Here is a 20,095-nt window from a genome sequence, read left to right as displayed (position 1 = left end):
CTTTGATTTTCGCATTCAGTGCAACGCAGCATCCGGATGGCGAAATATTGACGTTTCAATACATTAATTGTTGGAATTTGCTGACTTGCGTAACTAAACAGCATGGAATAAACGCATATCTCGATCAGTCCGCGTTGTCTGATTCTGGGCCGATGGTGCTTGACCCACTATTGGTAATATTCATCAGGCTATCGGGCGCAAGGCGGTGGACGGTCAGCGCATAACGCCAGCAAGAACGATAAGGAGAAACATCGCCATGGCCGAGAACGACGGAGCGGACTTCATTGAGCTGACGGCGGATATCGTTTCCGCCTATGTCTCCAACAATTCCGTGCCTGCCTCGGATTTGCCGGCACTGATCAGCGAAGTGCATTCGGCGCTGAGCCGGGTCATTGGTGGCGCCGCGCCTGTGGTGCAGGCCGAGGCTCCCAAGCCCGCCATCCCCGTGAAGAAGTCGATCACGGCCGATTACCTGATCTGCTTGGAAGACGGGAAGAAGTTCAAGTCGCTGAAGCGGCATCTGCGTACGCAGTACAACATGTCGCCCGAGCAGTACCGCGAGAAGTGGGGCTTGCCGCCGGACTATCCGATGGTCGCGCCGAACTATGCCGAGGCGCGCTCGCAGCTTGCGAAGAAGATGGGCCTCGGCCAGCAGCGCCGCAAGCGCCGCTGAGCCGCGTGCGATAGAGCATTTTCGAGCGACGTGAACTTCGGTTCGCGGGAAGAAGATGCTCTGGCTACGCCGACCCCGGAGAAAGCCGCCGATGATCTCGGCGGCTTTTTTCATGCGTCTCGTCGGGAGGGGCGGGGATAAAGCCGGCTCCGGGGTTGCCAGTCGGAATATAAGAATATAATCCTATATCGGTCACGCCTCGCGGGGAGGGGCGGCTGACTCCGAATAGGAACATATCATGAACAAAGAGCGCGACCAATCCCAAACTGCCCTGCGTGCCAGCGCCGTTGCGCGCCTGGCGGAAGTGGCCATCGCAGCCGCGACCCGGATTCCGCTGGCCGGCCTGCGGGCCGCGCATCGAGGCCGGAAGTCGATTGCGGTGGCTCGCCAGACGGCGATGTATCTCGCCCATGTCGCCTTTGGCCTGAGCCTCACCCGCGTCGGCATCTGCTTCGGCCGGGACCGCACCACCGTTCGCCATGCCTGTGCCCTGATCGAGGATCGCCGCGACGACCCGGGGCTGGAGTTCGGGTTGACCGCCCTGGAAGCCGCACTTCTGGCCACGATGACGAGGCTGGTCGACCAACCGGCGGAGGCCCGCCGATGAGCGCTGAAATCGAACGCAAGGAACGCGGCCGGCTCCTGAGGCATCTCGCCGAACCCGGATGTTACGGCTTGGTTTCCCCGCTGGGATGTGAGCGCATCGCGCTCTACCGGACGGTGAACGGCACAAGCCTGGGTGCCGGCTATGTCGCGTCGGAAACCGTGCAGGCCTTGGCGGCGGAGGGGCTCGTCGCCTGGTCGAAAGATGCCAAAGCGGCCCGCCTCGGCCTCGCTCCATCGGTGCCGGACGCGCCGGTCGTGGAAAAGCCCCGAGCCGAGCCGGGCGAGCCGCCTGCTCCCGCGATGGACGATCGCGAAAGTCCACTGCTCTGGCTCTATCGCCGTCCGGGCAAGGACGGCACGCCCCAGATCGGCGATGAGGAATTCGCGGCCGGCGAGCGCTTCCGCGCCGATATCACCCTGGCCGGGATGCTGCCGCGCGTGACGATGAACTGGGATGCGGCGCTCACCCCGGAGCAGGCGGGGGCGGGCCCGCGCGACGTCGCCGGCTCGTCCGACACGGCGCTCGCCGCGCGTCAGCGCGTCAGGCTCGCCTGTGACCGGCTGGGGCCGGAGCTGTCAGGTCTCGCGATCGATATCTGCGGCTTTCTCAAGGGGCTCGATCTCGTCGAGAAGGAGCGCCGCTGGCCGCCGCGCTCGGCCAAGGTCGTGCTGCGGGTCGCGTTGGCGACCCTGGTGACGCATTACGGCCTGGACCGCCGCACACGGCAGAGCGGGGTGCGCAGTTGGCAGGCAGCCGATGCCCGGCCGAGCGAATTCCCGGCCACCGGCTGAAGCGGCTCAGGTTGCGGCGGCAGCCTGGGCATCGCGCTTGATCCGGTCGATCATGGCGCGCACGCCGTTCGAGCGCTGCGGCGTGAGATGGGCGGCAAGGCCAAGGCGCTCATAGATGGCGAAGGCGTCGGTCGCGAGGATCTCCGCCGCTTCCCGCCCGGAGAAGATCGCCAGCGCCAGCGCGACGAGCCCGCGCACGATATGGGCGTCGCTGTCGCCGACGAAGCGAAGCCGCGTCTGCGGGCCGCTGCCGCCATCGCGATGGGCAACGAGCCAGACCTGGCTCGCGCAGCCGCGCACCTTGTTGGCGTCGACATGCGCCTCCTCGGGCAGGGGCTCCAGGCCCTTGCCGAGTTCGATGAGATAGCGATAGCGATCGTCCCACTCGTCGAGCAGTTCGAAATTCGCGACGATGTCGTCGAGGCTTGTCGTCATGACCGGCGTCTTCCCGCGATTGCGGGAGAGCGTCAAGCGTTCAGCGCTGCGGCGCCTGCTTCCCGATCACCGCCGTCGCCGCGGCATGCAGGATGCGCTCGCGGAGGGCCGGGTCCATTCCCGCGAGGATCTCGGCCGCTTCGCGCGCGGCGGTCAGGTTGCCCGCGACCGTGCGCGTCTCTGTCCGGACCGTTTCGGCCGCCTGCCACATGGCCTGCGGCAATGCGGCGTCGGCCGGCTTGCCGCTATGCACGGGCGAGTTCACGGCGATCAGGCCGATGATCGCGATCTTGCGCAGCAGGTAGGCCATGTCGGTCTCCATCGTCGGCGCCTCTCTTGCGCCGCGAGAACAACCTAGACCGGGATATCGAAAAATCGCGTCATTCCAAACGCTCAAATGCGAGTCGAATGCCGCAAGTGATCTTCAGCTTCCGTTCACCTTGCCGCGAACATCGGCTCGTGCCGAGAAAACGCGATGATTTTATCTAACTTCATGAAAAGTCGACAGAAAAAATCGCTTTCCGCCGCTGGCCCGGGCTTTCGCCGCGCTTCGCCTTAAGCCCCGCTTAAACCGGCCATGGCGAGATTGGGCCAAGCGGATCGGGGTATCCGCGAAAGCAAGGCGTTGCGTTCCGTATGGCGATGACAGCATTGAGGACACAGGCGGCAGCACTGGTGCATGCATCGGTGCAGTCGGACCCGGCGAAAAGGCGGCGTCACGAACGTTTCGTTCTGTCGCGCCTGCTCGTCGGTGGCGGCATGCTCGGCCTTGCTCCGGCCTATCTCGCCTGGCGCGGCGCGCCTGGCGTCTTTGAGGCGGCCGTGATCGTCGCTGCCGCGCTCGCTGTTCTCTCCGTGGCGCTGGTTTCCCGCACGGGCCGTCTCGATCGGGCGCATGCGCTGTCCTCCGCCGCGCTGTCCCTCTTCATCGTGGCGCTTGCGGGCGCGACCGGCGGTCTGTCCTCCCCCTTGCTGCTCTGGCTGGCGGTCGTGCCGGTCGAGGCGGCCTTCTTCGGTTCGCGCGGCTTCATGCTGCGGGCCGGCTGGATCGCGGTCGGCGCGCTGTTCGCCGCCATCGGGCTGCAATGGCTCGGCCTTTTCTCCGAAACGATGGTGTGGACCGGCGAGGCGATGCCGCTTCTGGCGATGTCCGCGCTGGCCCAGGCCCTGGTCGTGACGGCGGTTCTGCTGCGCCGGCGCCATGCCGAGGAGCGCGAGCAGCGCGTCTCGGCTGCGCGTTCTCAGCTTCTGCTCGATCATGTCGGCGATCTCGTCACCTGGCATGAGGCCAACGGCGCGGTCGTCTTCGCCAATGCCGCGGCGCGGGCGCTGGCTGGTGCCGATCCGCGTGAACTGCTCGGGCGCGGCCTGTTCGAGCGCGTCCACATTGCCGACCGGCCGCTTTTCCTGAAGGCGCTGAGCGATGCCGCTCATGGCGGGGAGGGCGTGACCGCCTGCTTCCGGACGCTCTTCGTGCCGCGCGAAGGTGCGGGCGAGGCCAGGTTGCCGGTCTCGCTCTGGCTGGAGATGCAGGCCTGCCGCGTTGCCGGCGCCGCTGCCGCCGATGGCGCGGCCGTGGTTTGCGTGATGCGCGACGTGACCGAGCGCCGGGCCGCCGAGGAAACCCGCGAGCGCGGCCATGCCGAGGCGCTGCGCGCGAACGACATCAAGGGCCAGTTCCTGGCGACGGTGAGCCACGAGCTGCGCACGCCGTTGAACGCGATCATCGGCTTCTCCGAGATGCTGAGCGCCGAGGACAATGGCTGGCTCGATGCGCAGAAGCGTCTCGAATATGCCCGCATCATCCACGCCTCCGGCCATCACCTGCTCGATGTCGTGAACACCCTGCTCGACATCTCCAAGATCGAGAGCGGCGCGATGACGATCGAGCGCGAGCCGCTCGACCTCGCCGCCATGGTGCAGGATTGCTGCGCGCTGATGGCGCTGCGGGCCGAGGCTGGCGGCATCGCACTGGAGCGCGTGACCGGGCCGGCCCTGCCTGCGATGGAAGGCGATCGGCGCGCGCTGAAACAGGTCGTGCTCAACCTCCTGTCGAACGCGATCAAGTTCACGCCGGCCGGTGGTCGCGTGACGCTTGCCGTCGTGCGCGACGGCGACACGATCGATCTCTCGGTATCCGACACCGGCATCGGCATCGCCGCTGCCGACCTGCCCCGGCTGGGCGATCCCTTCTTCCAGGCCAAGGGCGCCTATGATCGCAGCCATGAGGGCACTGGCCTCGGGCTGTCCGTGGTGCGCGGGCTCGTCGGCCTGCATGGCGGCCGCCTGACGGTCGAGAGCGCGCCGGACATCGGAACGCGCGTTTCGGTCCGGCTGCCGGTCGGCGGCATCGAGGGCGTCGAACAGCCGGCCAAGATCGTGACTTTCGCCCGGGCTCCGCGCCGGGGCATCGATACCAAAGAACCTCTCCGCCTGACCGCCTGAAGACGAGCTGACCGATGTCCGTGACCATGGCCGCCCGCGCCCATTCCGGCGCTTCCCTGTCCGCCCCCGTGCGCCGTGCCCAACCGGCGCGACGCAAGACATCCTGGCTTGGCCGGGTCGCCCGCACCGCCGGGCAGCGGCCGGGCAGGGCGCTCGTCCTGCTGACCTTCGGTATCGTCTCGATCGCCATCGTCGCCAATGCGCTGCTGTTCCAGAAGGCGCGCCATCCGGCCCCGATCCTCTCTTCGTCAGCGCCGGCCTCGCAGCCGCGGGCGACGACCGAGCGCCGCGCCGATCATCCGGCGCCTGCTCCCGCCGTCGAGGCTCCCGCAGCGCAGCCGATCCGCCCGCCGGCGCGACCGAACGATCTCTCCCAGGCGCAAGCCACGCGCGAGGCGCAACCCCGGCCGCCGGCGCCGGTTCAGGCCGCGCCGCGGGCCGCTGCACCTGCGCCGCGCGCTGCAGCGGCTCCCGCGCGCGATCCGATCGCCGACCTGATCAACGGCGACCTGCGCCCGCCTGCGGATGTCAGAGCGGCCAGCCGTTCAGCCACAGCCCCGCGCACCTGATCGGCGGCGCCTGACATGGCGCGGCTGACCAGCGATTTCTGGGTTTCCGCCTATCTGCGGCAGGCGGCCTTCGATGGCCTGGTCGCCGTGCTGCGCCGCCGTGGCGCGCGTGAGGCCGGCGCCATCTTCGTCAAGCTCGACCGGCTTGACGGCACCGCCGCGCTCTACGCCCCGGCGCCGCAGGCGCTGGCCGAGGAGGATGGCGAGCGCCGCTTCCAGCTTCTGCTCGATTCCGATCCGCTGGCGATCGAGGATCGTGTCGCGCGGGAACTGCGCTTCGACAGCGATCTCTGGCTGGTCGAGATCGAGAACCGGGCCGGCGATCCGCGGCTCGCACTCGTGAGCGGCTGATACGGCCCACCGAGGCGAGGCGGCTCAGCCGCGCTCGCGCCTGGCGCCGATCTTTCCGAGAACGTCCGACATCGCCGGTTGCGCTTCCGGCCGGGCATGACCGGCGCGCGAAGGCGTCCCGCTCGGGTCCATGGACGGCTGGTGCTGGCCGCGCCGCTGCGGTGCCGCGACGATCGTGCCGGCGATATGCATGGCCAGGCGGAAGGCGATGGCAGGCCTGACCGAGCGCATCAGCGCGACCAGAGCGAAGATGCGCTCGACCGAATGAGCCGTATCGTCGCCGAGCCGGATCAGGAAGCGCGTCGCTTCCTCGACCGTCGTGCCGCTCGCCGTGAGGACGAGCGCCGCCAGATCCCGCGACGCGTCGGCCGCTATGGCGGCGGCCAGCGCCGCACCACCGCCGAGATGGTCGGCGATGGCGGCGAAGGCGATGTCCCGATCCTCGGCCGCGAGGTCGAGCCAGCCGGAGAACGTCGCAGCGGACAGGGCAGGGCGCCTCTCGCTGGGATGCAGGGCTTCGCGCGCCATCAGCGATTCGAGGATCGCGAGGCGCCGTTCCGGCCCGGCATGGAGGAAAAGCGGCGCGAGTTCGAGGTTGGACAGGTCGGGGCGCGCGAGCAGGCCGGGCCGATAGGTCGGCTCGGTCCGGGCCCGCGCGATCAGGCTGTCGACGGCGGCGCGCGGCATCGGGGCGCTGTGATTGGCGATCAGGGCAAGGTCGAGCGCGCGATTCGCGCTCGATACCAGCATGATCACGGCCTGGGCGGTGAGGTCGCTGCGGACGGCCAGGGCCGCGCGCATCGCCTCGTCGCCGGTTTCGACCAAACCTTCGAGCTCGGCCTCCGATACCGGCATGCCATGGCGAAGCAGCTCCGCCAGCACGGCGCCGCCCTTCGCGGCAAGCCCGGCGAGGACCGGCGCGGGTGTATGCGGCCAGCCGGCAAGCTTGCGCGCCAGGATGAGCGCCGTCGCCTCGTCGATGCCCGGTAGAAGCGCCTCGGCCATCTCGTTGAAAGCGGCGAGGTCGGTGGGCGAGGGATGCGACGTCGAGAGCAGCAGGTCCGCTTTGACGCGCAGCGAGATCGGGCTGAGGTCGAGCCCGCCCTCGCGCGCCAGGCGAGCGAGATCGGCGAGTTCCTTGGAGACGGATGCAGGCATGACGGACTCGGGGGGACCGGGAAACTGATAATGAAACAGCATTAATCCCCGACCGTTAAGGCTGCGTTAACCATGTCCGGGCCTGATGGGCTTGCGGGGCCTGCGACTCGGTGCTGCCCGCACCTCGCCGCCCCTCGCGTTGCAACTCTGGCGCTGGATAAGGAGGCGCATCATGGCCATCGTCATCCCCTTTGCGCCGCAGCGGCGCCTGCAGCAGGCCTCGGCCTGTTCCCTTCCGCCACGGACGGCGGACATCCTGTTCTTCACGGGCGTGCGCTACGAGCGCCCGTCCGAAGCCCGGCTGCGGGGTGCAAAATCATCCGCCAATGCCCGGCCCCGGAAGGTCGCTGCGCGGAAAAGTGCCCGCAGGCAGCCTGCGTGACACGAAGCCCGGCCAAGCTGCTGCTCGCCACGCTGGCGGCTGTGTCCGTTTCCGCCTGCACCGCCACCACGGGCGATCTCGGCCGGCCGCGCCCGACGGTCTGGTCGCAGCTCATCGCCCCCGAAACGGGCTTCTGGTCCGCGACCGCCCGCGGCGAGCAGAGTTCCTATTTCCGCCTGACCGACGACGAGGAACAGATGCGCGACCGCGCTTGGCGCTTCGTCATGCCGGCAAGCCCGAACAGCGTCTTCCAGGGCGAGGTCTCCAACCTTGCCCATACGCGCATCCTGCCGGTCGCGGCCCAGTCGACCGATGTCGGCGACTATTTCCGCGGGCTGACCTCGATATCCTTCGCCTCCCAGGCCTCGCGCTACAACCGGCTGGCGGAAGATGCCAATGCCGATCGCCTGCTGATCGGCCCGTTCCGTGCCAATGCGGCACGGGTGGTGAGCATGGACCGGGTGCGGATGCGCACCGTCGAGGCCTCTCCCGATGTGCCCGTCGACAAGCAGGAACCGGCCTATGCGCGCGTCGTCGAAAACGAGGGGCTGGTCTTCTGGGTCTGCGAACGCCTCGATTTCCGCCTCCGCAGCTACCGTCACGCGCTGGTCAACCTGGTCGTCGAGATGCCCTCGCGCGAAGCCGTGAAGGCCGAGCGTGCAATCATGGCGCTGGAGATGGAAGCAAGGCCCCTCTGCCAGATGCCGCTCATCGGTACCTTCGGCGAAGGCGGCAAGCGGCCGGTGGTCTACAAGGGCTAACTCAATTCGCCAGCCCGCAGGCGACGCCCGTCGCGAGGCCCTCCGCGTCGGCCCGGTCGGAGGGCAGGCGCATCAGCACGCGCGCCACGATCAGCCCCTGCTCGGTATCGGAGACGATGCGCAGCTCCCGGCTGGTCTCGCCCTCCTCGTCGGCCGCGATGCGTTCGTCGCGCTGGGTCTCCGTCATCACCAGGAATTCGAGCGTGCCGCGGATCGCCGCCCGGTCGGTGATGGCATAGAGCACGCCGCCGCCCTGCCGGTGCAGCGTCAGGCCGAGCGGCAATGTGCCCGTGCGGGCAACCACCCGCATCGGGCCGGCGGAGAGATCGTAGCTGCAGATCGCGGTGACGACATTGGGATCGGCCTCGCGCAGGGCGGGCAGGCCGCGGGCATTGCCGGGAGAGGGGATCGGCTCGGCATGCCCTTCGATGCCAAGTTCGCGATAGGCATGAGCAGCGTCGCGCAGCGAGAGCGCCGGGATCGCCAGGATCGTGACGATGTGGACGATTCCCGCAAGGATCAGGCCGGCCAGTGTCGTGATCGCGAAGCGCGCGAAGCCGGTGCGGAAGCGCGGCCGCCAGCCGGCGAAGGGCGCGCTGCGCTTTTCCGTCGGATCGCGGCTGAGGGCGCTCATCGGCAATCGAGGCGCGTGACGCGCGGCAGGTTGGCGACCCGTGTCTCGCCGGTCTGGCTCGAGATCGGCGTATCGTAGAGCCGCAGGCGAAACTGGAAGCGCCCGCTCGCCGGCAAGGGCAGCCAGTTGCCGGCTTCAGGGGTGGCTGCGGCGATGATGGCGAGCCCGCCATCCTCGGGGCGGACGATCTCCGAATCGGTGAAGCCGGTACGCTCCAGGGGCAGGCGGAACGGCAGGCCGTCGCCATCGGTGATGCCGATGGTCCAGCCGCGCGTCGGCGGCGTCGCGCCGGACAGCCGGTAGCGGCAACGCCCGTCCAGCGCCTGTCCCGCATCGTCTCGCTCGGCGATCAGCTCGAGCCCTTCGCCCGAGCCGAACGGCAGATGGACGCCGCGGGCGAGATAGGCGCGCATATAGGGATCGACCTCGCGGCTGCCGCTGCGTGGCCAGGCCGTCCAGGCGCCGACCTCGACCCGGCCGATAGCCGGGCGCCCGGCCACCGCCCAATGGGCCGAGCCCAGCCCGAGGCCGGCGCCGAGGGCGAGGATATAGGCGAGGTCGAGAATCCGCACGCTGCCCTTCCGCCTGGGAGAGGAGTTCCGGGCGGAGTTGAGCCACCGCACCGGTCGTCGTCAATCGCCTGCCTCTCAGCGCAGCCGTGGTTCGCTGCCCGAGATCTCGCGGATGCCGACCTGGACGGGGCGGCCGGCGCTGCGCCGCGGCTCGACGGCTTTGAACATCGAGCCGACGGCCGAGAGCACCTCGAAGGACTGGCGCGGCATATGACCGGCCGTCGCGCCAGCCGGCCTCGGGGCGCTGCCGGCCCTGGCCACCGCCGCACCCTTCGGGTCGGTTACGGGCACGCCCGGAATCGGCTTCAGCTCCAGGCCCTGATGGGCGAACTGCATGATCTCCTTCCACGTCATCGCAGGCAGCGAGCCGCCGGTCATGTTCGCGGTTTCAGTGGAATTGTCGTTCCCGAACCAGACGGCGCCGACGAGATTGCCGGAATAGCCGACATACCAGGCGTCCTTGTAGCCGTTGGTGGTGCCGGTCTTGCCGGCGGTGACGACGCCGTCGAGCGCGGCGCGACGGCCGGTGCCCTCGGTCGGCACCTTCGAGAGCATGAAGTTCATGTCCTGCGCGACCTGGGAGCTCAGCACCTGCTTCGGCTCCGGCTCGTCGCGGTCATGGCGATAGATCACCTCGCCCTGCGAATTGGCGATCTCGATCGCCGCATAGGGCTTCGCCCGGCGCCCGCCATTGGCGAGCACGGAATAGCCGGCGGCCATGTCGATGACGGTGACCTCGGCGGCACCGATCGGCAGCGAGACCGTATCGGTCAGCGGCGTCGTCAGGCCCATGGCGCGGGCCGTCTCGACGATCTTCTTGCGCCCGATCGCGGCCGCGCGCGCCTCATGGGTCTCGCCGGTCGCGCGGCCGATGGCGATCGACATCTGTACCGGGATCGTATTGATCGACTTCGCCAGCGCGACGGTGAGCGGCATCGAGCCGGCATAGGAGCGCCCGTAATTGTTCGGGCACCAGTTGCCGATGCAGACCGGCCGGTCGGTGACGATCGTATTCGGCTTGTAGAGCCCGGCCGAGAGCGCGGCGGCATAGACGAATGGCTTGAACGAGGAGCCGGGCTGGCGCAGCCCCGCGGTCGCGCGGTTGAACTGACTTGCACCATAGTCCCGGCCGCCGACGATGGCGCGCACGGCCCCGTCCGGGTCCATGACCACGGTCGCTGCCTGCTTCACCCGATAGGCCGGGCCATGCTGGCGCAGGATCGACTCGATCGCCTCGTCGGCGCGTTCCTGGATCGCGGTGTCATGCGGCGTCTTCACCGTCAGCACGCGGTCGGCGCCGAGCTTGCCTTCGTTCGCAAGCTCCTTCACCGCGTCGAAGGCCCAGTCGAGATAGTAGTCGGGACTGGAATCGCGCTTGCGGTCGACCGGCGTCGCCGGATTGCGCTTGGCGCTGTCGACCTGGCCGGCGGTCATGAAGCCGGCATCGACCATGGCGTTGAGCACGTCATTGGCCCGCGCCCGGGCGGCCGGCAGGTTGACATGCGGGGCGTATTTCGTCGGCGCCTTGAACAGGCCGGCGAGCATCGCGGCCTCGGCCAGCGAGACGTCCTTCACCGACTTGCCGAAGTAATACTCGGCCGCGGCGGCCGCGCCGAAGGTGCCGCCGCCCATATAGGCGCGGTCGAGATAGAGCTTGAGGATCTCGTTCTTGCTGAGCCTTGCCTCCAGCCACAGCGCCAGGAAGGCTTCCTTGATCTTGCGGTCGAGCGAGCGCTCGTTATTGAGGAAGAGGTTCTTGGCGAGCTGCTGGGTCAGCGAGGAGCCGCCCTGGACGACGCCCGAGGCCCGCGTGTTGACCAGCAGGGCCCGCGAGGTGCCGATCACGTCGATGCCGAAATGGTCGTAGAAGCGGCGATCCTCGGTCGCGAGCACCGCCTTGAGCAGGTGGTCCGGCATCTCCTCCAGCTTCAGGGAATCGTCGTGCCGGGCACCGCGATGGCCGATCGGCATGCCGTAGCGGTCGAGGAAGGTGACGGCGAAGACCTGGTTCTTGAGCGCGTCGTCATTGCCGATCCGAAAGGCCGGCAGGGCCAGCATCAGCAGGATCAGCGCGCCGACTATGCCGATATTCAGGCCCTCGCTGGCGAATTCGGCAGCGATGCGCTTGCCGCCGGTGACGGTCAGGCGGTCGGCGGTGCTGCGGATGCGTTCATGGATTTCGCCGGCGCGGCGCCCGGCGCCCCACAGGCCGGCATCGAGCCATGAGTCTGCGGCGAGCGCGAAGCGCTTCAGCCGCGTCCTCCAGCCTGCCTTCCTGAACTCCATGGCCTTATCCAGGCTTCCTGAATGGCCCCGGCTTAGTCCTGCCGCGTGCTTGCCATCTTGGCAACAGAAGAGCGCCGGGGAATGGACACATAAGGACGTCTCGCTGCCGGATAAGAGGCGAGACGGTAAATTTCATGGAGAAGGCGGGACGTCCGCCATGTGGCTGTGCCGGCCCGAGACATGAACGGGCGGCAGGCAACGGCCTTCCATCTTGTCGCCTGCGGGCGCATAAGCCTGCCATGACGCAAACCCCGCCGAAACAGCAGCCGTTCTGGCTGACGACGCCGCTGGAGGCGATGTCGACGGAGCAATGGGAATCGCTCTGCGACGGCTGCGGCCGCTGCTGCCTCGTCAAGCTCGAGGACGAGGATACCGGGCGCATCTTCGCGACCGATGTCGGCTGCCGCCTGTTCGAGGCCGGCACCTGTCGTTGCCGCGATTATCCGAACCGCTCGGTGAAAGTGCCGGATTGCGTGACGCTGACGCCCGAGGATGTGCGCACGCTGCCCTGGCTGCCGCCGACCTGCGCCTATCGCCTCGTCGCCGAAGGCAAGGACCTGCCCTGGTGGCATCCGCTGGTCTCCGGTGACCCCGAGACGGTGGTCGCGGCCGGTGTCTCCGTGCGCGGCCGCGTCTTCGCCAATGAGGACGAGGTGCCTGAGGAGGAGGTCGCCGAGCGCATCGTCAATTGGCCGCTGCGCTGGCCGCGGGCTGCGCGCGGGAAGGGAGCCTGACGCAACCCGGCCGTGCTATTGCGCTGCATCAGTCGATGCTGCACACGCTCATTGATCGTTCATGTCGGTTTGGGCATGAGCGCCTCATCCCCGCTGCCGGTGACCAATGGCCATCGACGGCACGCACACGAAACTTTCAAGCCGGCGCGGCGTTTGCCCTGTCCGGTTGAACAGAAGAGGCTATGTGATGGCAGGTGGGAAGTGGGTCTATACCTTCGGCGACGGCAAGGCCGAGGGTGAGGCAGGCATGAAGAACCTGCTCGGCGGCAAGGGCGCGAACCTCGCCGAGATGAGCAATCTGGGCCTGCCCGTTCCGCCCGGCTTCACCATCACCACCGAGGTCTGCACCGCCTATTACGATAACGGCAAGAGCTTTCCGGCCGAGCTGGACGGGCAGGTCCGGACTGCGCTCGCCGGCATGGGCAAGCTTACCGGCAAGACCTTCGGCGATCCCGCCAATCCGCTCCTCGTCTCTGTCCGCTCGGGCGCGCGCGCCTCGATGCCGGGCATGATGGACACCGTCCTCAATCTCGGCCTCAACGACGAGACGGTCGAGGCTGTCGCGAAGGCCTCGGGCGACGAGCGCTTCGCCTGGGACAGCTATCGCCGCTTCATCACGATGTATTCCAACGTCGTGCTCGATATCGACCACGGCCTCTTCGAGGAGGCGCTGGAGGACTACAAGGAGCGCAAGGGCCTGCATCTCGACACCGATCTCTCGGCCGCCGACTGGAAGCTGCTGGTCGGGAAATACAAGGAGATCGTCAGGAAGGAGCTCGGCTCCGACTTCCCGCAGGACCCCGAGAAGCAGCTCTGGGGCGCGGTGGGCGCCGTCTTCTCCTCCTGGATGAACGCCCGCGCCATCAAGTATCGCGAGTTGAACAGCATCCCGGCGAGCTGGGGCACGGCGGTCAACGTCCAGTCGATGGTGTTCGGCAACATGGGCGACACCTCCGCGACCGGCGTCGCCTTCACCCGCAATCCCTCGACCGGCGAGAACGCGCTCTATGGCGAGTTCCTGATCAACGCCCAGGGCGAGGACGTCGTCGCCGGCATCCGCACGCCGCAGGACATCACCGAGGCCGCCAAGAAGGAGGCCGGCTCCGACAAGCCCTCGATGGAAGCGGAGATGCCGGAGGCCTATGCCGAGCTTTGCCGAATCTACGGCATCCTCGAGAAGCACTATCGCGACATGCAGGACATGGAGTTCACCATCCAGGAGGGTAAGCTCTGGATGCTGCAGACCCGGTCCGGCAAGCGCACCGCCAAGGCGGCTTTGCGCATCGCGGTCGAGCTCGCGACCGAGGGCCTGATCACGCAGGAGGAGGCCGTCGGCCGCGTCGAGCCCGGCGCGCTCGACCAGCTCCTGCACCCGACCATCGACCCCAAGGCCGAGCGCCGCGTGCTGACCACCGGCCTGCCGGCCTCGCCGGGCGCCGCCGCCGGCGAGATCGTGTTCAATTCCGACGATGCCGAGGCGGCGAAGAAGGCGGGCCGCAAGGTCATCCTCGTCCGCGTCGAGACGAGCCCTGAGGACATCCACGGCATGCATGCCGCCGAGGGCATCCTGACCTCGCGGGGCGGCATGACCTCGCATGCGGCGGTCGTCGCGCGCGGCATGGGCAAGCCCTGCGTTTCCGGCGCCGGCCAGCTCCGCATCGACTATGCCAAGGGCACGCTCTCCGTCGGCCCGAACACGCTGAAGGCCGGCGATTTCGTCACCATCGACGGCGGTACCGGCCAGGTCCTGCTCGGCGAGATCAAGATGCAGAAGCCGGAGTTGTCCGGCGAGTTCGCGACGCTGATGGGCTGGGCCGACAAGGTCCGCCGCCTCAAGGTCCGCGCCAATGCCGAGACGCCGGAGGACGCCAGGACCGCGCGTGAATTCGGCGCCGAGGGCATCGGTCTTTGCCGGACCGAGCACATGTTCTTCGAAGGGGATCGCATCCAGGCGGTGCGCGAGATGATCCTCGCGCAGGACGACAAGGGCAGGCGGGCTGCGCTCGCCAAGCTCCTGCCGGTGCAGCGCCAGGACTTCGTCCAGCTCTTCAGCATCATGAGCGGCCTGCCGGTGACAATCCGCCTGCTCGATCCGCCGCTGCACGAATTCCTGCCGCATGGCGAGAAGGAGATCGGCGAGGTCGCAGCCGCGCTCGGCGTCACGCCCGAGGCGCTGAAGCACCGCGCCGCCGAACTGCACGAGTTCAACCCGATGCTCGGCTTCCGCGGCTGCCGTCTGGCGGTGGCCTTCCCCGAGATCGCCGAGATGCAGGCCCGCGCCATCTTCGAGGCGGCGGTCATTGCCGCCAAGGAGACCGGCAAGCCGGTGATCCCCGAGGTGATGGTGCCGCTCGTCATGGGCAAGCCGGAGCTCGACCTGGTCAAGGCTCGTATCGACGCCATGGCTAAAGCGGTGATCGAGGAAAGCGGCACGAAGATCGACTATCAGGTCGGTACGATGATCGAACTGCCGCGCGCCGCGCTACGCGCCGCCGAGATCGCCGAGAGTGCCGAGTTCTTCTCCTTCGGCACCAACGACCTGACCCAGACGACGCTCGGCATCAGCCGCGACGACGCCTCCTCCTTCCTCGGCTCCTACACCGCCAAGGGCCTGCTCGACGCCGATCCCTTCGTCACCATCGATCAGGACGGCGTCGGCGAACTGGTGAAGCTCGCCGCCGAGCGCGGCCGCAAGACCCGCTCCGGTATCAAGCTCGGCATCTGCGGCGAGCATGGCGGCGACCCGGCCTCGATCGGCTTCTGCGAGAGCGTCGGGCTCGATTACGTCTCCTGCTCGCCCTTCCGCGTGCCGATCGCCCGCCTTGCCGCCGCGCAGGCGGCGCTGGGCGCGATCAAGCCGAAGGACGGCTGAGCCGTGACGGGCGGGCGGTTCATCGGCTTCGGCGGGCTGCTGCTCGCTTTGAGCTGTGGCTTTCCCGTCCCGTCCCAGGCGCAGGCGCCGGATCTCTGCAGCGGGCAGCCTGCCGCGATGCAGAAATCTTGCCGCGAAGCGTTGGAGCTGCTTGTCCAGGGCGGCAGGCCGGAGCCGGAACCGGCGCGCCGCATTCTGGCGACCGGTACTCCGGAAGGCTGGCGCTATGACTATCTTCAGCCGGGCGGAGTGGGCTCCGACGATGAGTGTGTCGTCAGCGGAGCGCTGGTGCTTCCGGCCGACACGGCCGTGCGTCTCTCGGTGACGGCGAGCGATATCATCCGCCCGTGGCGGCTGCCGCAGTTCGATCTGGACCTGACCGGGATTCCCGGCCGGATCGAGGACAAGATCATCAAGCTGCCGCCGGGTGAGGTCGGCGACCAGGCCGCGGCGCCCGCGGGCGATGAGAAGCCGGTGGCGGTTCGGGTGCTGCCGCCCGATGCCTATGCCGAATGGGAGGGGCAAACGCTCCCTCCGTCCTGCTTTGCCTCCGGCTGAGGGCGCGAGCGATGCCGAAGCTCACCACCATCGGCTTCGACGCCGACGACACTCTCTGGCAGAATGAGCAGTTCTTCCGGATGACGGAGGATCGCTTCGTCGCGCTGCTCGGCGAGCACGGCGAGGCGGCCGAGATTTCTGGGCGCCTTCTGGAAGCCGAGAAGCGCAATCTCGGGTTCTACGGTTTCGGCATCAAGGGCTTCGTGCTCTCGATGGTCGAAACGGCGATCGAGGTCACGCGAGGGCAGGTGCCGGCTTCCGTCATCGGCGAGATCCTCGCCGCCGGCCGCGAGATGGCGGCCCATCCGGTCGAGACCTTGCCGCATGCCCGTGAGACGCTGGCGGCACTCTCCGGCGATTACCGGTTGGTCCTGATCACCAAGGGCGACCTCTTCGACCAGGAGCGCAAGCTCGCCCAGTCCGGCCTCGGCGATTTCTTCCACGCGGTCGAGATCGTCAGCGACAAGAAGCCGGATACCTACGATCGCATCTTCGCTCGCCATGGCGATGGGGCGGGGCAGGCGATGATGGTCGGCAATTCGCTGAAGTCCGATATCCTGCCGGCGCTGGAGGCCGGGTCATGGGCGGTGCATGTGCCGCATGAACTGACCTGGGTGTTGGAACATGCCGCGGAGCCCGTGGGACATGGCCGCTACCGCGCGATCCCGGATCTCGGCCCGCTGCGCAGTCTCATCGAACAGCTCGTTCGCTAATCTGTTCGTAGCAAGCTACCTCCGCGGGCCGCGGGATCAATCGACCCACAGGCCGCGTTTGCGGTGCCAGTCCTCGATCGATTCCTCGGGATACTCGTCGAAGCTCTGGTCGTTCGGCCCGATCGCCGGCTCGACCCAGCCGGCCTTGAAGCGCAGCATCAGGTGGGTCTTTTCGGGTGCGCGCGGCAGATGGCTGTCGATTGCGGAAGCGAAGGGGTGGAGCAGCTCCGGCCAGCGCGGGTCGAACAGCCAGAGAGCGGTGCCGCAGCTGGTGCAGAAGCGGCGCTCCGCCTGCGAGCGCTCGCAAGCCCCGTCATCGCTCTCGATCTCCGCGCTGAAGCTGCCGATCTTGTCCTCGCCTTCGACCTTCAGCGTCGCGGCGTCGGCCGAGAGGTTGATCGCGAAGCCGCCGCCGCCCGCCGTCTTGCGGCAGATCGAGCAGTAGCAGAGCTGGTAGGGGACCGGGGCATGGCTTTCGACCGAGAAATGCACGGCTCCGCAGCGGCAGGAGCCCTTGAGCGTGATCGGCATGATGTGGCCTCCTTTTCCTGCCAACCATCTGCCTGCCGGCTCGGTTCCAAGCGGCGATGGCCCCCTTGCTGGACGGTTCTTGCATTTCGTGCTACCCATGCCGATGTATGACGAGATGCGGCCGGGTTCTGGCCAATCCTCCGCGCGGGCAATCCGGTCGGCGGGCACGATTCAGATCCACCACACATCGCTACAAGACCATTGCAAGGCGTCCGCGCGTCGAGCTCTGGGTCGCAACGATACGCGGATCTGAAACGTAAGGATTCTACGCCATGGAAAAAGGCACCGTGAAGTGGTTCAACGCCACCAAGGGCTACGGCTTCATCACCCCTGAGAACGGCGGCCAGGACGTGTTCGTCCACATCTCCGCCGTCGAGCGCGCCGGCCTGCGCGAGCTGCATGACGGCCAGGTCGTCTCCTTCGAACTCGTTGCCGATCGCAAGACCGGCAAGACCTCGGCCGGCAACCTCGTCGTCGCCTGAGCCAATACCTGATCGACCGGGCGGGCCTTGAGCCATCCCGGTCCACGACAAGCCTGCCGGCGCTGTGGCTAGCGGTTCGCCGGCAGGTCCGACTATCTTTGAATTCAGGCCGGATGCGGGCCTGCGGCGCAGCCGATTCCACATGCGCCCCCCGCGATCACGGCGCCCAGAAAGCCCTTTCTTGACCAAGTTTACCGATCTCGGCCTTGCCGAGCCCCTTCTCAAGGCGCTCGCAGCCGAAGGTTATGAGACGCCCACGCCCATCCAGGCGCAGGCCATCCCCCCCATTCTCCAGGGCCGCGACCTGCTCGGCGCCGCCCAGACCGGCACCGGCAAGACCGCTGCCTTCTCGCTGCCGATGCTGCATCGGCTGCTCGGCAAGCCGCGCCAGATGCCGGCCCGCGCCGTGCGGGCGCTCATCCTGTCGCCGACGCGTGAACTCGCCGCCCAGATCGAGGCGAGCATCCGCACCTACGGCCAGTTCACCACGCTGCGCTCGACGGTGATCTTCGGCGGCGTGCCCGTCGGCAAACAGATCCGCGCGCTCGGCGACAAGGTCGACATCCTCGTCGCCACGCCCGGCCGCCTGCTCGACCTCGTCGACCAGCGTGCCGTCTCGCTGCGCGAGATCGAGTTCCTCGTCCTCGACGAGGCCGACCAGATGCTCGATCTCGGCTTCATCCACGCGCTGCGCCGTATCGCGACCCTGATTCCGAAGGAGCGCCACACGCTGCTCTTCTCGGCGACCATGCCGAAGCCGATCCGCGAGATCGCCTCCGCCTATCTCACCGACCCGGTCGAGGTCGCGGTGGCGCCGGTCGCGACCACCGCCGAGAAGATCGACCAGCGCGTCATCTTCACGGAAGCCCACGACAAGCCGGCGCTGCTGGCGAAGACGCTGAACGTGCCCGAACTCGAGCGCGCCATCGTCTTCACCCGCACCAAGCACGGTGCCGACAAGGTCGTGCGCCAGCTCGGCGCGTCCGGCATCGAGGCGGCCGCTATCCACGGCAACAAAAGCCAGAGCCAGCGCGAACGGGCGCTCGGCGCCTTCCGCGACGGTAGCTTGCGCATCCTCGTCGCCACCGACATCGCCGCCCGCGGCATCGATGTCGACGGCATCAGCCATGTCGTGAATTTCGACCTGCCGAACGTGTCGGAGACCTATGTCCACCGGATCGGCCGCACGGCGCGTGCCGGTGCGGCGGGCATCGCCATCGCCTTCTGCACCCCGGAAGAGCGCGGCGATCTCGCTGCGATCGAAAAGCTGACCAAGGTCGCGATCACCCCGATCGGCGAGGTTCCCTACTGGGACGGCCGTACGCCGAAGAAGCCGCCGCAGAACCAGCGCGGCGGTGGGCGCGGCCAGCAGCAGAACGGCGGCGGACGTGGCGGTCCAGGCCGCCCGCAGGGCCAGCAAGGTGCCCGCCCGCAGGGCCAGCAGCAGGCTCGTCCGCAAGGACAGCAGCCGCGCGGCGGCAAGCCCGGCGAGGGCGGCCAGCGTAGCCAGCCTGCCAATGGCGGTCCGCGCCAGGAGCGTCACGAACGCCCGCGTCATCCCGAGCGTGCGCCGCGCCCTGAGCAGGCCGCACAGCGAAAAGACGGCGTTTCGGCAAAAGAAGGGCTTGGCGGCGTCGCGTTCTTGCAGCAAAGAACACAGCAACCACGCACCAACGGCGCCCGGCGGCGCGCGCGCTGACGCGCGATCGGCCAGAACAGGGCGAGCCTCTTTGACGACGGCTCGCCCACGCGCCCTAGGGCTCACGAAGGACGACAGATGGCGAAAGAAGAACTGCTTGAATTCGACGGCACCGTGGTCGAGGTGCTTCCGGACGGCAACTATCGGGTGAAGCTCGATAACGAGCACATCATCCTGGCCTATGCAGCCGGCAAGATGAAGAAGAACCGCATCCGCACCATCGCGGGTGACCGCGTCATCGTCGAGATGTCGCCTTACGACCTCGATCGTGGCCGCATCAATTTCCGTCAGAAGACGGCTGGTCCCGCTCCGGGCGGCCCGCCGCGCCAGAACTTCCGCCGGCGCTGACACCATGCGCCCGTCGCGAAACGAGCTGCTGTTCGTCGCGCTGGGCGCTGCCCTCGGCGCCGTGGTCGCCTATGGGGTCAAGGCCGGCTTCGTTGCATCCGACGGAGCCCTGCCGCCCTTCGCCATCGTGCTGCTCGGGCTGGGCTTCGTCGAGTTGCTCGTCGGCTATGCAACGGGCCGTTCGCCCGGAACGCTGGTCGGCATGCCCGCCCGCTTCCTTGCCTTCGTCGTCGGCGTCTGCGTCGTCCTGCTCGGCGGCAAGTTCGCCTGAGCGGGCAGGGCGCGAGGCGTCCTTGCGTCATGCTCGGGCTTGACCCGAGCATCTCTGGCCAAAAGGCCCCCGACCCTGCGAGAGATTCTCGGGTCTGCGCTTCGCTCCGCCCGAGAATGACGGCCCCTTCCCCGCAAAGCCGCTCAAGAAAAAACCCCGGCGCGAGGGCCGGGGTGAAAGTGGTCGTTCCGTGGTAAAAAGGGTCTGCGTGAAACTCTGTCCC

At 67.9% G+C, this 20,095-nt stretch carries 23 protein-coding genes; 16 read left to right on the top strand and 7 right to left on the bottom strand.

Features of this window, described 5'->3' with window-relative positions:
* The first annotated feature begins 256 nt into the window (after window positions 1-256).
* From ASE61_RS03735 to ASE61_RS03725, 3 genes are all read left to right on the top strand, one after another.
* The gene (locus tag ASE61_RS03735; RefSeq protein WP_061964725.1) at window positions 257-673 is read left to right on the top strand and encodes a MucR family transcriptional regulator; all 417 of its coding nucleotides are present in this window, start codon (window positions 257-259) and stop codon (window positions 671-673) included.
* A gap of 238 nt (window positions 674-911) precedes the next feature.
* A complete protein-coding gene (locus ASE61_RS03730) occupies window positions 912-1,280 on the top strand; it encodes a helix-turn-helix domain-containing protein (RefSeq protein ID WP_061964723.1) in 369 nt (122 codons plus the stop codon).
* A complete protein-coding gene (locus tag ASE61_RS03725; RefSeq protein ID WP_061964721.1) occupies window positions 1,277-2,071 on the top strand; it encodes a DUF6456 domain-containing protein in 795 nt (264 codons plus the stop codon). The genes ASE61_RS03730 and ASE61_RS03725 overlap by 4 nt, the downstream gene beginning before the upstream one ends.
* 6 nt (window positions 2,072-2,077) lie before the next feature.
* On the opposite strand, the gene ASE61_RS03720 is transcribed toward ASE61_RS03725, so the two are convergent.
* Window positions 2,078-2,506 carry a SufE family protein gene (locus tag ASE61_RS03720; RefSeq protein ID WP_061965578.1) on the bottom strand — a complete coding sequence of 143 codons (429 nt, stop codon included), beginning with the start codon at window positions 2,504-2,506 and terminating at the stop codon, window positions 2,078-2,080.
* A 40-nt stretch (window positions 2,507-2,546) separates the two neighbouring features.
* A complete protein-coding gene (locus tag ASE61_RS03715) occupies window positions 2,547-2,816 on the bottom strand; it encodes a hypothetical protein (protein WP_061964719.1) in 270 nt (89 codons plus the stop codon).
* A gap of 326 nt (window positions 2,817-3,142) precedes the next feature.
* On the opposite strand from ASE61_RS03715, the gene ASE61_RS03710 reads away from it, so the two are divergent.
* The 3 genes from ASE61_RS03710 to ASE61_RS03700 are packed head-to-tail and all read left to right on the top strand — an operon-like array spanning window position 3,143 to window position 5,871.
* The gene (locus tag ASE61_RS03710; protein ID WP_082617060.1) at window positions 3,143-4,951 is read left to right on the top strand and encodes a sensor histidine kinase; all 1,809 of its coding nucleotides are present in this window, start codon (window positions 3,143-3,145) and stop codon (window positions 4,949-4,951) included.
* A 14-nt stretch (window positions 4,952-4,965) separates the two neighbouring features.
* Window positions 4,966-5,520 carry a hypothetical protein gene (locus tag ASE61_RS03705; protein ID WP_061964715.1) on the top strand — a complete coding sequence of 185 codons (555 nt, stop codon included), beginning with the start codon at window positions 4,966-4,968 and terminating at the stop codon, window positions 5,518-5,520.
* Window positions 5,521-5,535: 15 nt separating this feature from the next.
* On the top strand, window positions 5,536-5,871 hold the full coding sequence (locus ASE61_RS03700) for a DUF1491 family protein (protein ID WP_061964713.1): 336 nt from the start codon (window positions 5,536-5,538) through the stop codon (window positions 5,869-5,871).
* A gap of 24 nt (window positions 5,872-5,895) precedes the next feature.
* Here the strand turns inward: ASE61_RS03700 and ASE61_RS03695 are convergent, their stop codons facing one another.
* Window positions 5,896-7,029, bottom strand: coding sequence for a DUF2336 domain-containing protein (locus ASE61_RS03695; RefSeq protein WP_061964711.1), 1,134 nt, complete (start codon window positions 7,027-7,029; stop codon window positions 5,896-5,898).
* Between the two features lie 172 nt (window positions 7,030-7,201).
* Here ASE61_RS03695 and ASE61_RS03690 point away from each other — a divergent pair, with 172 nt between their 5' ends.
* Both ASE61_RS03690 and ASE61_RS03685 read left to right on the top strand, forming a co-directional pair.
* Window positions 7,202-7,411 (top strand): hypothetical protein, encoded by a 210-nt coding sequence (locus tag ASE61_RS03690; RefSeq protein WP_061964709.1) that lies wholly within the window; start codon window positions 7,202-7,204, stop codon window positions 7,409-7,411.
* Window positions 7,408-8,172 (top strand): hypothetical protein, encoded by a 765-nt coding sequence (locus ASE61_RS03685; protein ID WP_061964707.1) that lies wholly within the window; start codon window positions 7,408-7,410, stop codon window positions 8,170-8,172. Before ASE61_RS03690 ends, ASE61_RS03685 begins: the two co-directional genes overlap by 4 nt.
* Before the next feature lies 1 nt (window position 8,173).
* Here ASE61_RS03685 and ASE61_RS03680 read toward each other — a convergent pair whose 3' ends face one another.
* The 3 genes from ASE61_RS03680 to ASE61_RS03670 all read right to left on the bottom strand — a co-directional run bounded on the left by ASE61_RS03680 (window position 8,174) and on the right by ASE61_RS03670 (window position 11,664).
* Window positions 8,174-8,806 (bottom strand): hypothetical protein, encoded by a 633-nt coding sequence (locus ASE61_RS03680; RefSeq protein ID WP_061964705.1) that lies wholly within the window; start codon window positions 8,804-8,806, stop codon window positions 8,174-8,176.
* On the bottom strand, window positions 8,803-9,378 hold the full coding sequence (locus ASE61_RS03675; protein WP_061964704.1) for a DUF1214 domain-containing protein: 576 nt from the start codon (window positions 9,376-9,378) through the stop codon (window positions 8,803-8,805). The genes ASE61_RS03680 and ASE61_RS03675 overlap by 4 nt, the downstream gene beginning before the upstream one ends.
* Before the next feature lie 75 nt (window positions 9,379-9,453).
* The gene (locus ASE61_RS03670) at window positions 9,454-11,664 is read right to left on the bottom strand and encodes a transglycosylase domain-containing protein (RefSeq protein ID WP_061964703.1); all 2,211 of its coding nucleotides are present in this window, start codon (window positions 11,662-11,664) and stop codon (window positions 9,454-9,456) included.
* Window positions 11,665-11,903: 239 nt separating this feature from the next.
* On the opposite strand from ASE61_RS03670, the gene ASE61_RS03665 reads away from it, so the two are divergent.
* From ASE61_RS03665 to ASE61_RS03650, 4 genes are all read left to right on the top strand, one after another.
* Window positions 11,904-12,398 carry a YcgN family cysteine cluster protein gene (locus ASE61_RS03665; protein ID WP_061964701.1) on the top strand — a complete coding sequence of 165 codons (495 nt, stop codon included), beginning with the start codon at window positions 11,904-11,906 and terminating at the stop codon, window positions 12,396-12,398.
* Window positions 12,399-12,585: 187 nt separating this feature from the next.
* Window positions 12,586-15,270 (top strand): pyruvate, phosphate dikinase, encoded by a 2,685-nt coding sequence (ppdK, locus tag ASE61_RS03660; RefSeq protein ID WP_061964699.1) that lies wholly within the window; start codon window positions 12,586-12,588, stop codon window positions 15,268-15,270.
* A gap of 3 nt (window positions 15,271-15,273) precedes the next feature.
* Entirely contained in the window at window positions 15,274-15,828 is a 555-nt protein-coding gene (locus ASE61_RS03655; protein WP_061964697.1) for a hypothetical protein, read from the top strand.
* An 11-nt stretch (window positions 15,829-15,839) separates the two neighbouring features.
* The gene (locus tag ASE61_RS03650) at window positions 15,840-16,541 is read left to right on the top strand and encodes an HAD family hydrolase (protein WP_061964695.1); all 702 of its coding nucleotides are present in this window, start codon (window positions 15,840-15,842) and stop codon (window positions 16,539-16,541) included.
* A 36-nt stretch (window positions 16,542-16,577) separates the two neighbouring features.
* Here ASE61_RS03650 and ASE61_RS03645 read toward each other — a convergent pair whose 3' ends face one another.
* Window positions 16,578-17,072: a GFA family protein gene (locus ASE61_RS03645; protein WP_061964694.1), complete on the bottom strand. Its 495-nt coding sequence runs from the start codon at window positions 17,070-17,072 to the stop codon at window positions 16,578-16,580.
* 272 nt (window positions 17,073-17,344) lie between these two features.
* On the opposite strand from ASE61_RS03645, the gene ASE61_RS03640 reads away from it, so the two are divergent.
* The 4 genes from ASE61_RS03640 to ASE61_RS03625 all read left to right on the top strand — a co-directional run bounded on the left by ASE61_RS03640 (window position 17,345) and on the right by ASE61_RS03625 (window position 19,872).
* Entirely contained in the window at window positions 17,345-17,554 is a 210-nt protein-coding gene (locus tag ASE61_RS03640) for a cold-shock protein (RefSeq protein WP_061964689.1), read from the top strand.
* Between the two features lie 181 nt (window positions 17,555-17,735).
* Window positions 17,736-19,253 (top strand): DEAD/DEAH box helicase, encoded by a 1,518-nt coding sequence (locus ASE61_RS03635; protein WP_082617058.1) that lies wholly within the window; start codon window positions 17,736-17,738, stop codon window positions 19,251-19,253.
* 78 nt (window positions 19,254-19,331) lie between these two features.
* Complete coding sequence (gene infA / locus ASE61_RS03630; protein ID WP_061964687.1) at window positions 19,332-19,601, top strand: translation initiation factor IF-1; 270 nt, start codon at window positions 19,332-19,334, stop codon at window positions 19,599-19,601.
* A gap of 4 nt (window positions 19,602-19,605) precedes the next feature.
* Window positions 19,606-19,872, top strand: a complete 267-nt coding sequence (locus ASE61_RS03625; protein WP_061964685.1) for a hypothetical protein — start codon at window positions 19,606-19,608, stop codon at window positions 19,870-19,872.
* Window positions 19,873-20,095: the final 223 nt, after the last annotated feature.

This window comes from Allobosea sp. Root670 (genome assembly GCF_001429415.1).
Taxonomy (GTDB): Bacteria; Pseudomonadota; Alphaproteobacteria; order Rhizobiales; family Beijerinckiaceae; genus Allobosea; species Allobosea robiniae.
This window is presented reverse-complemented; position numbering and strand designations above follow the sequence as displayed.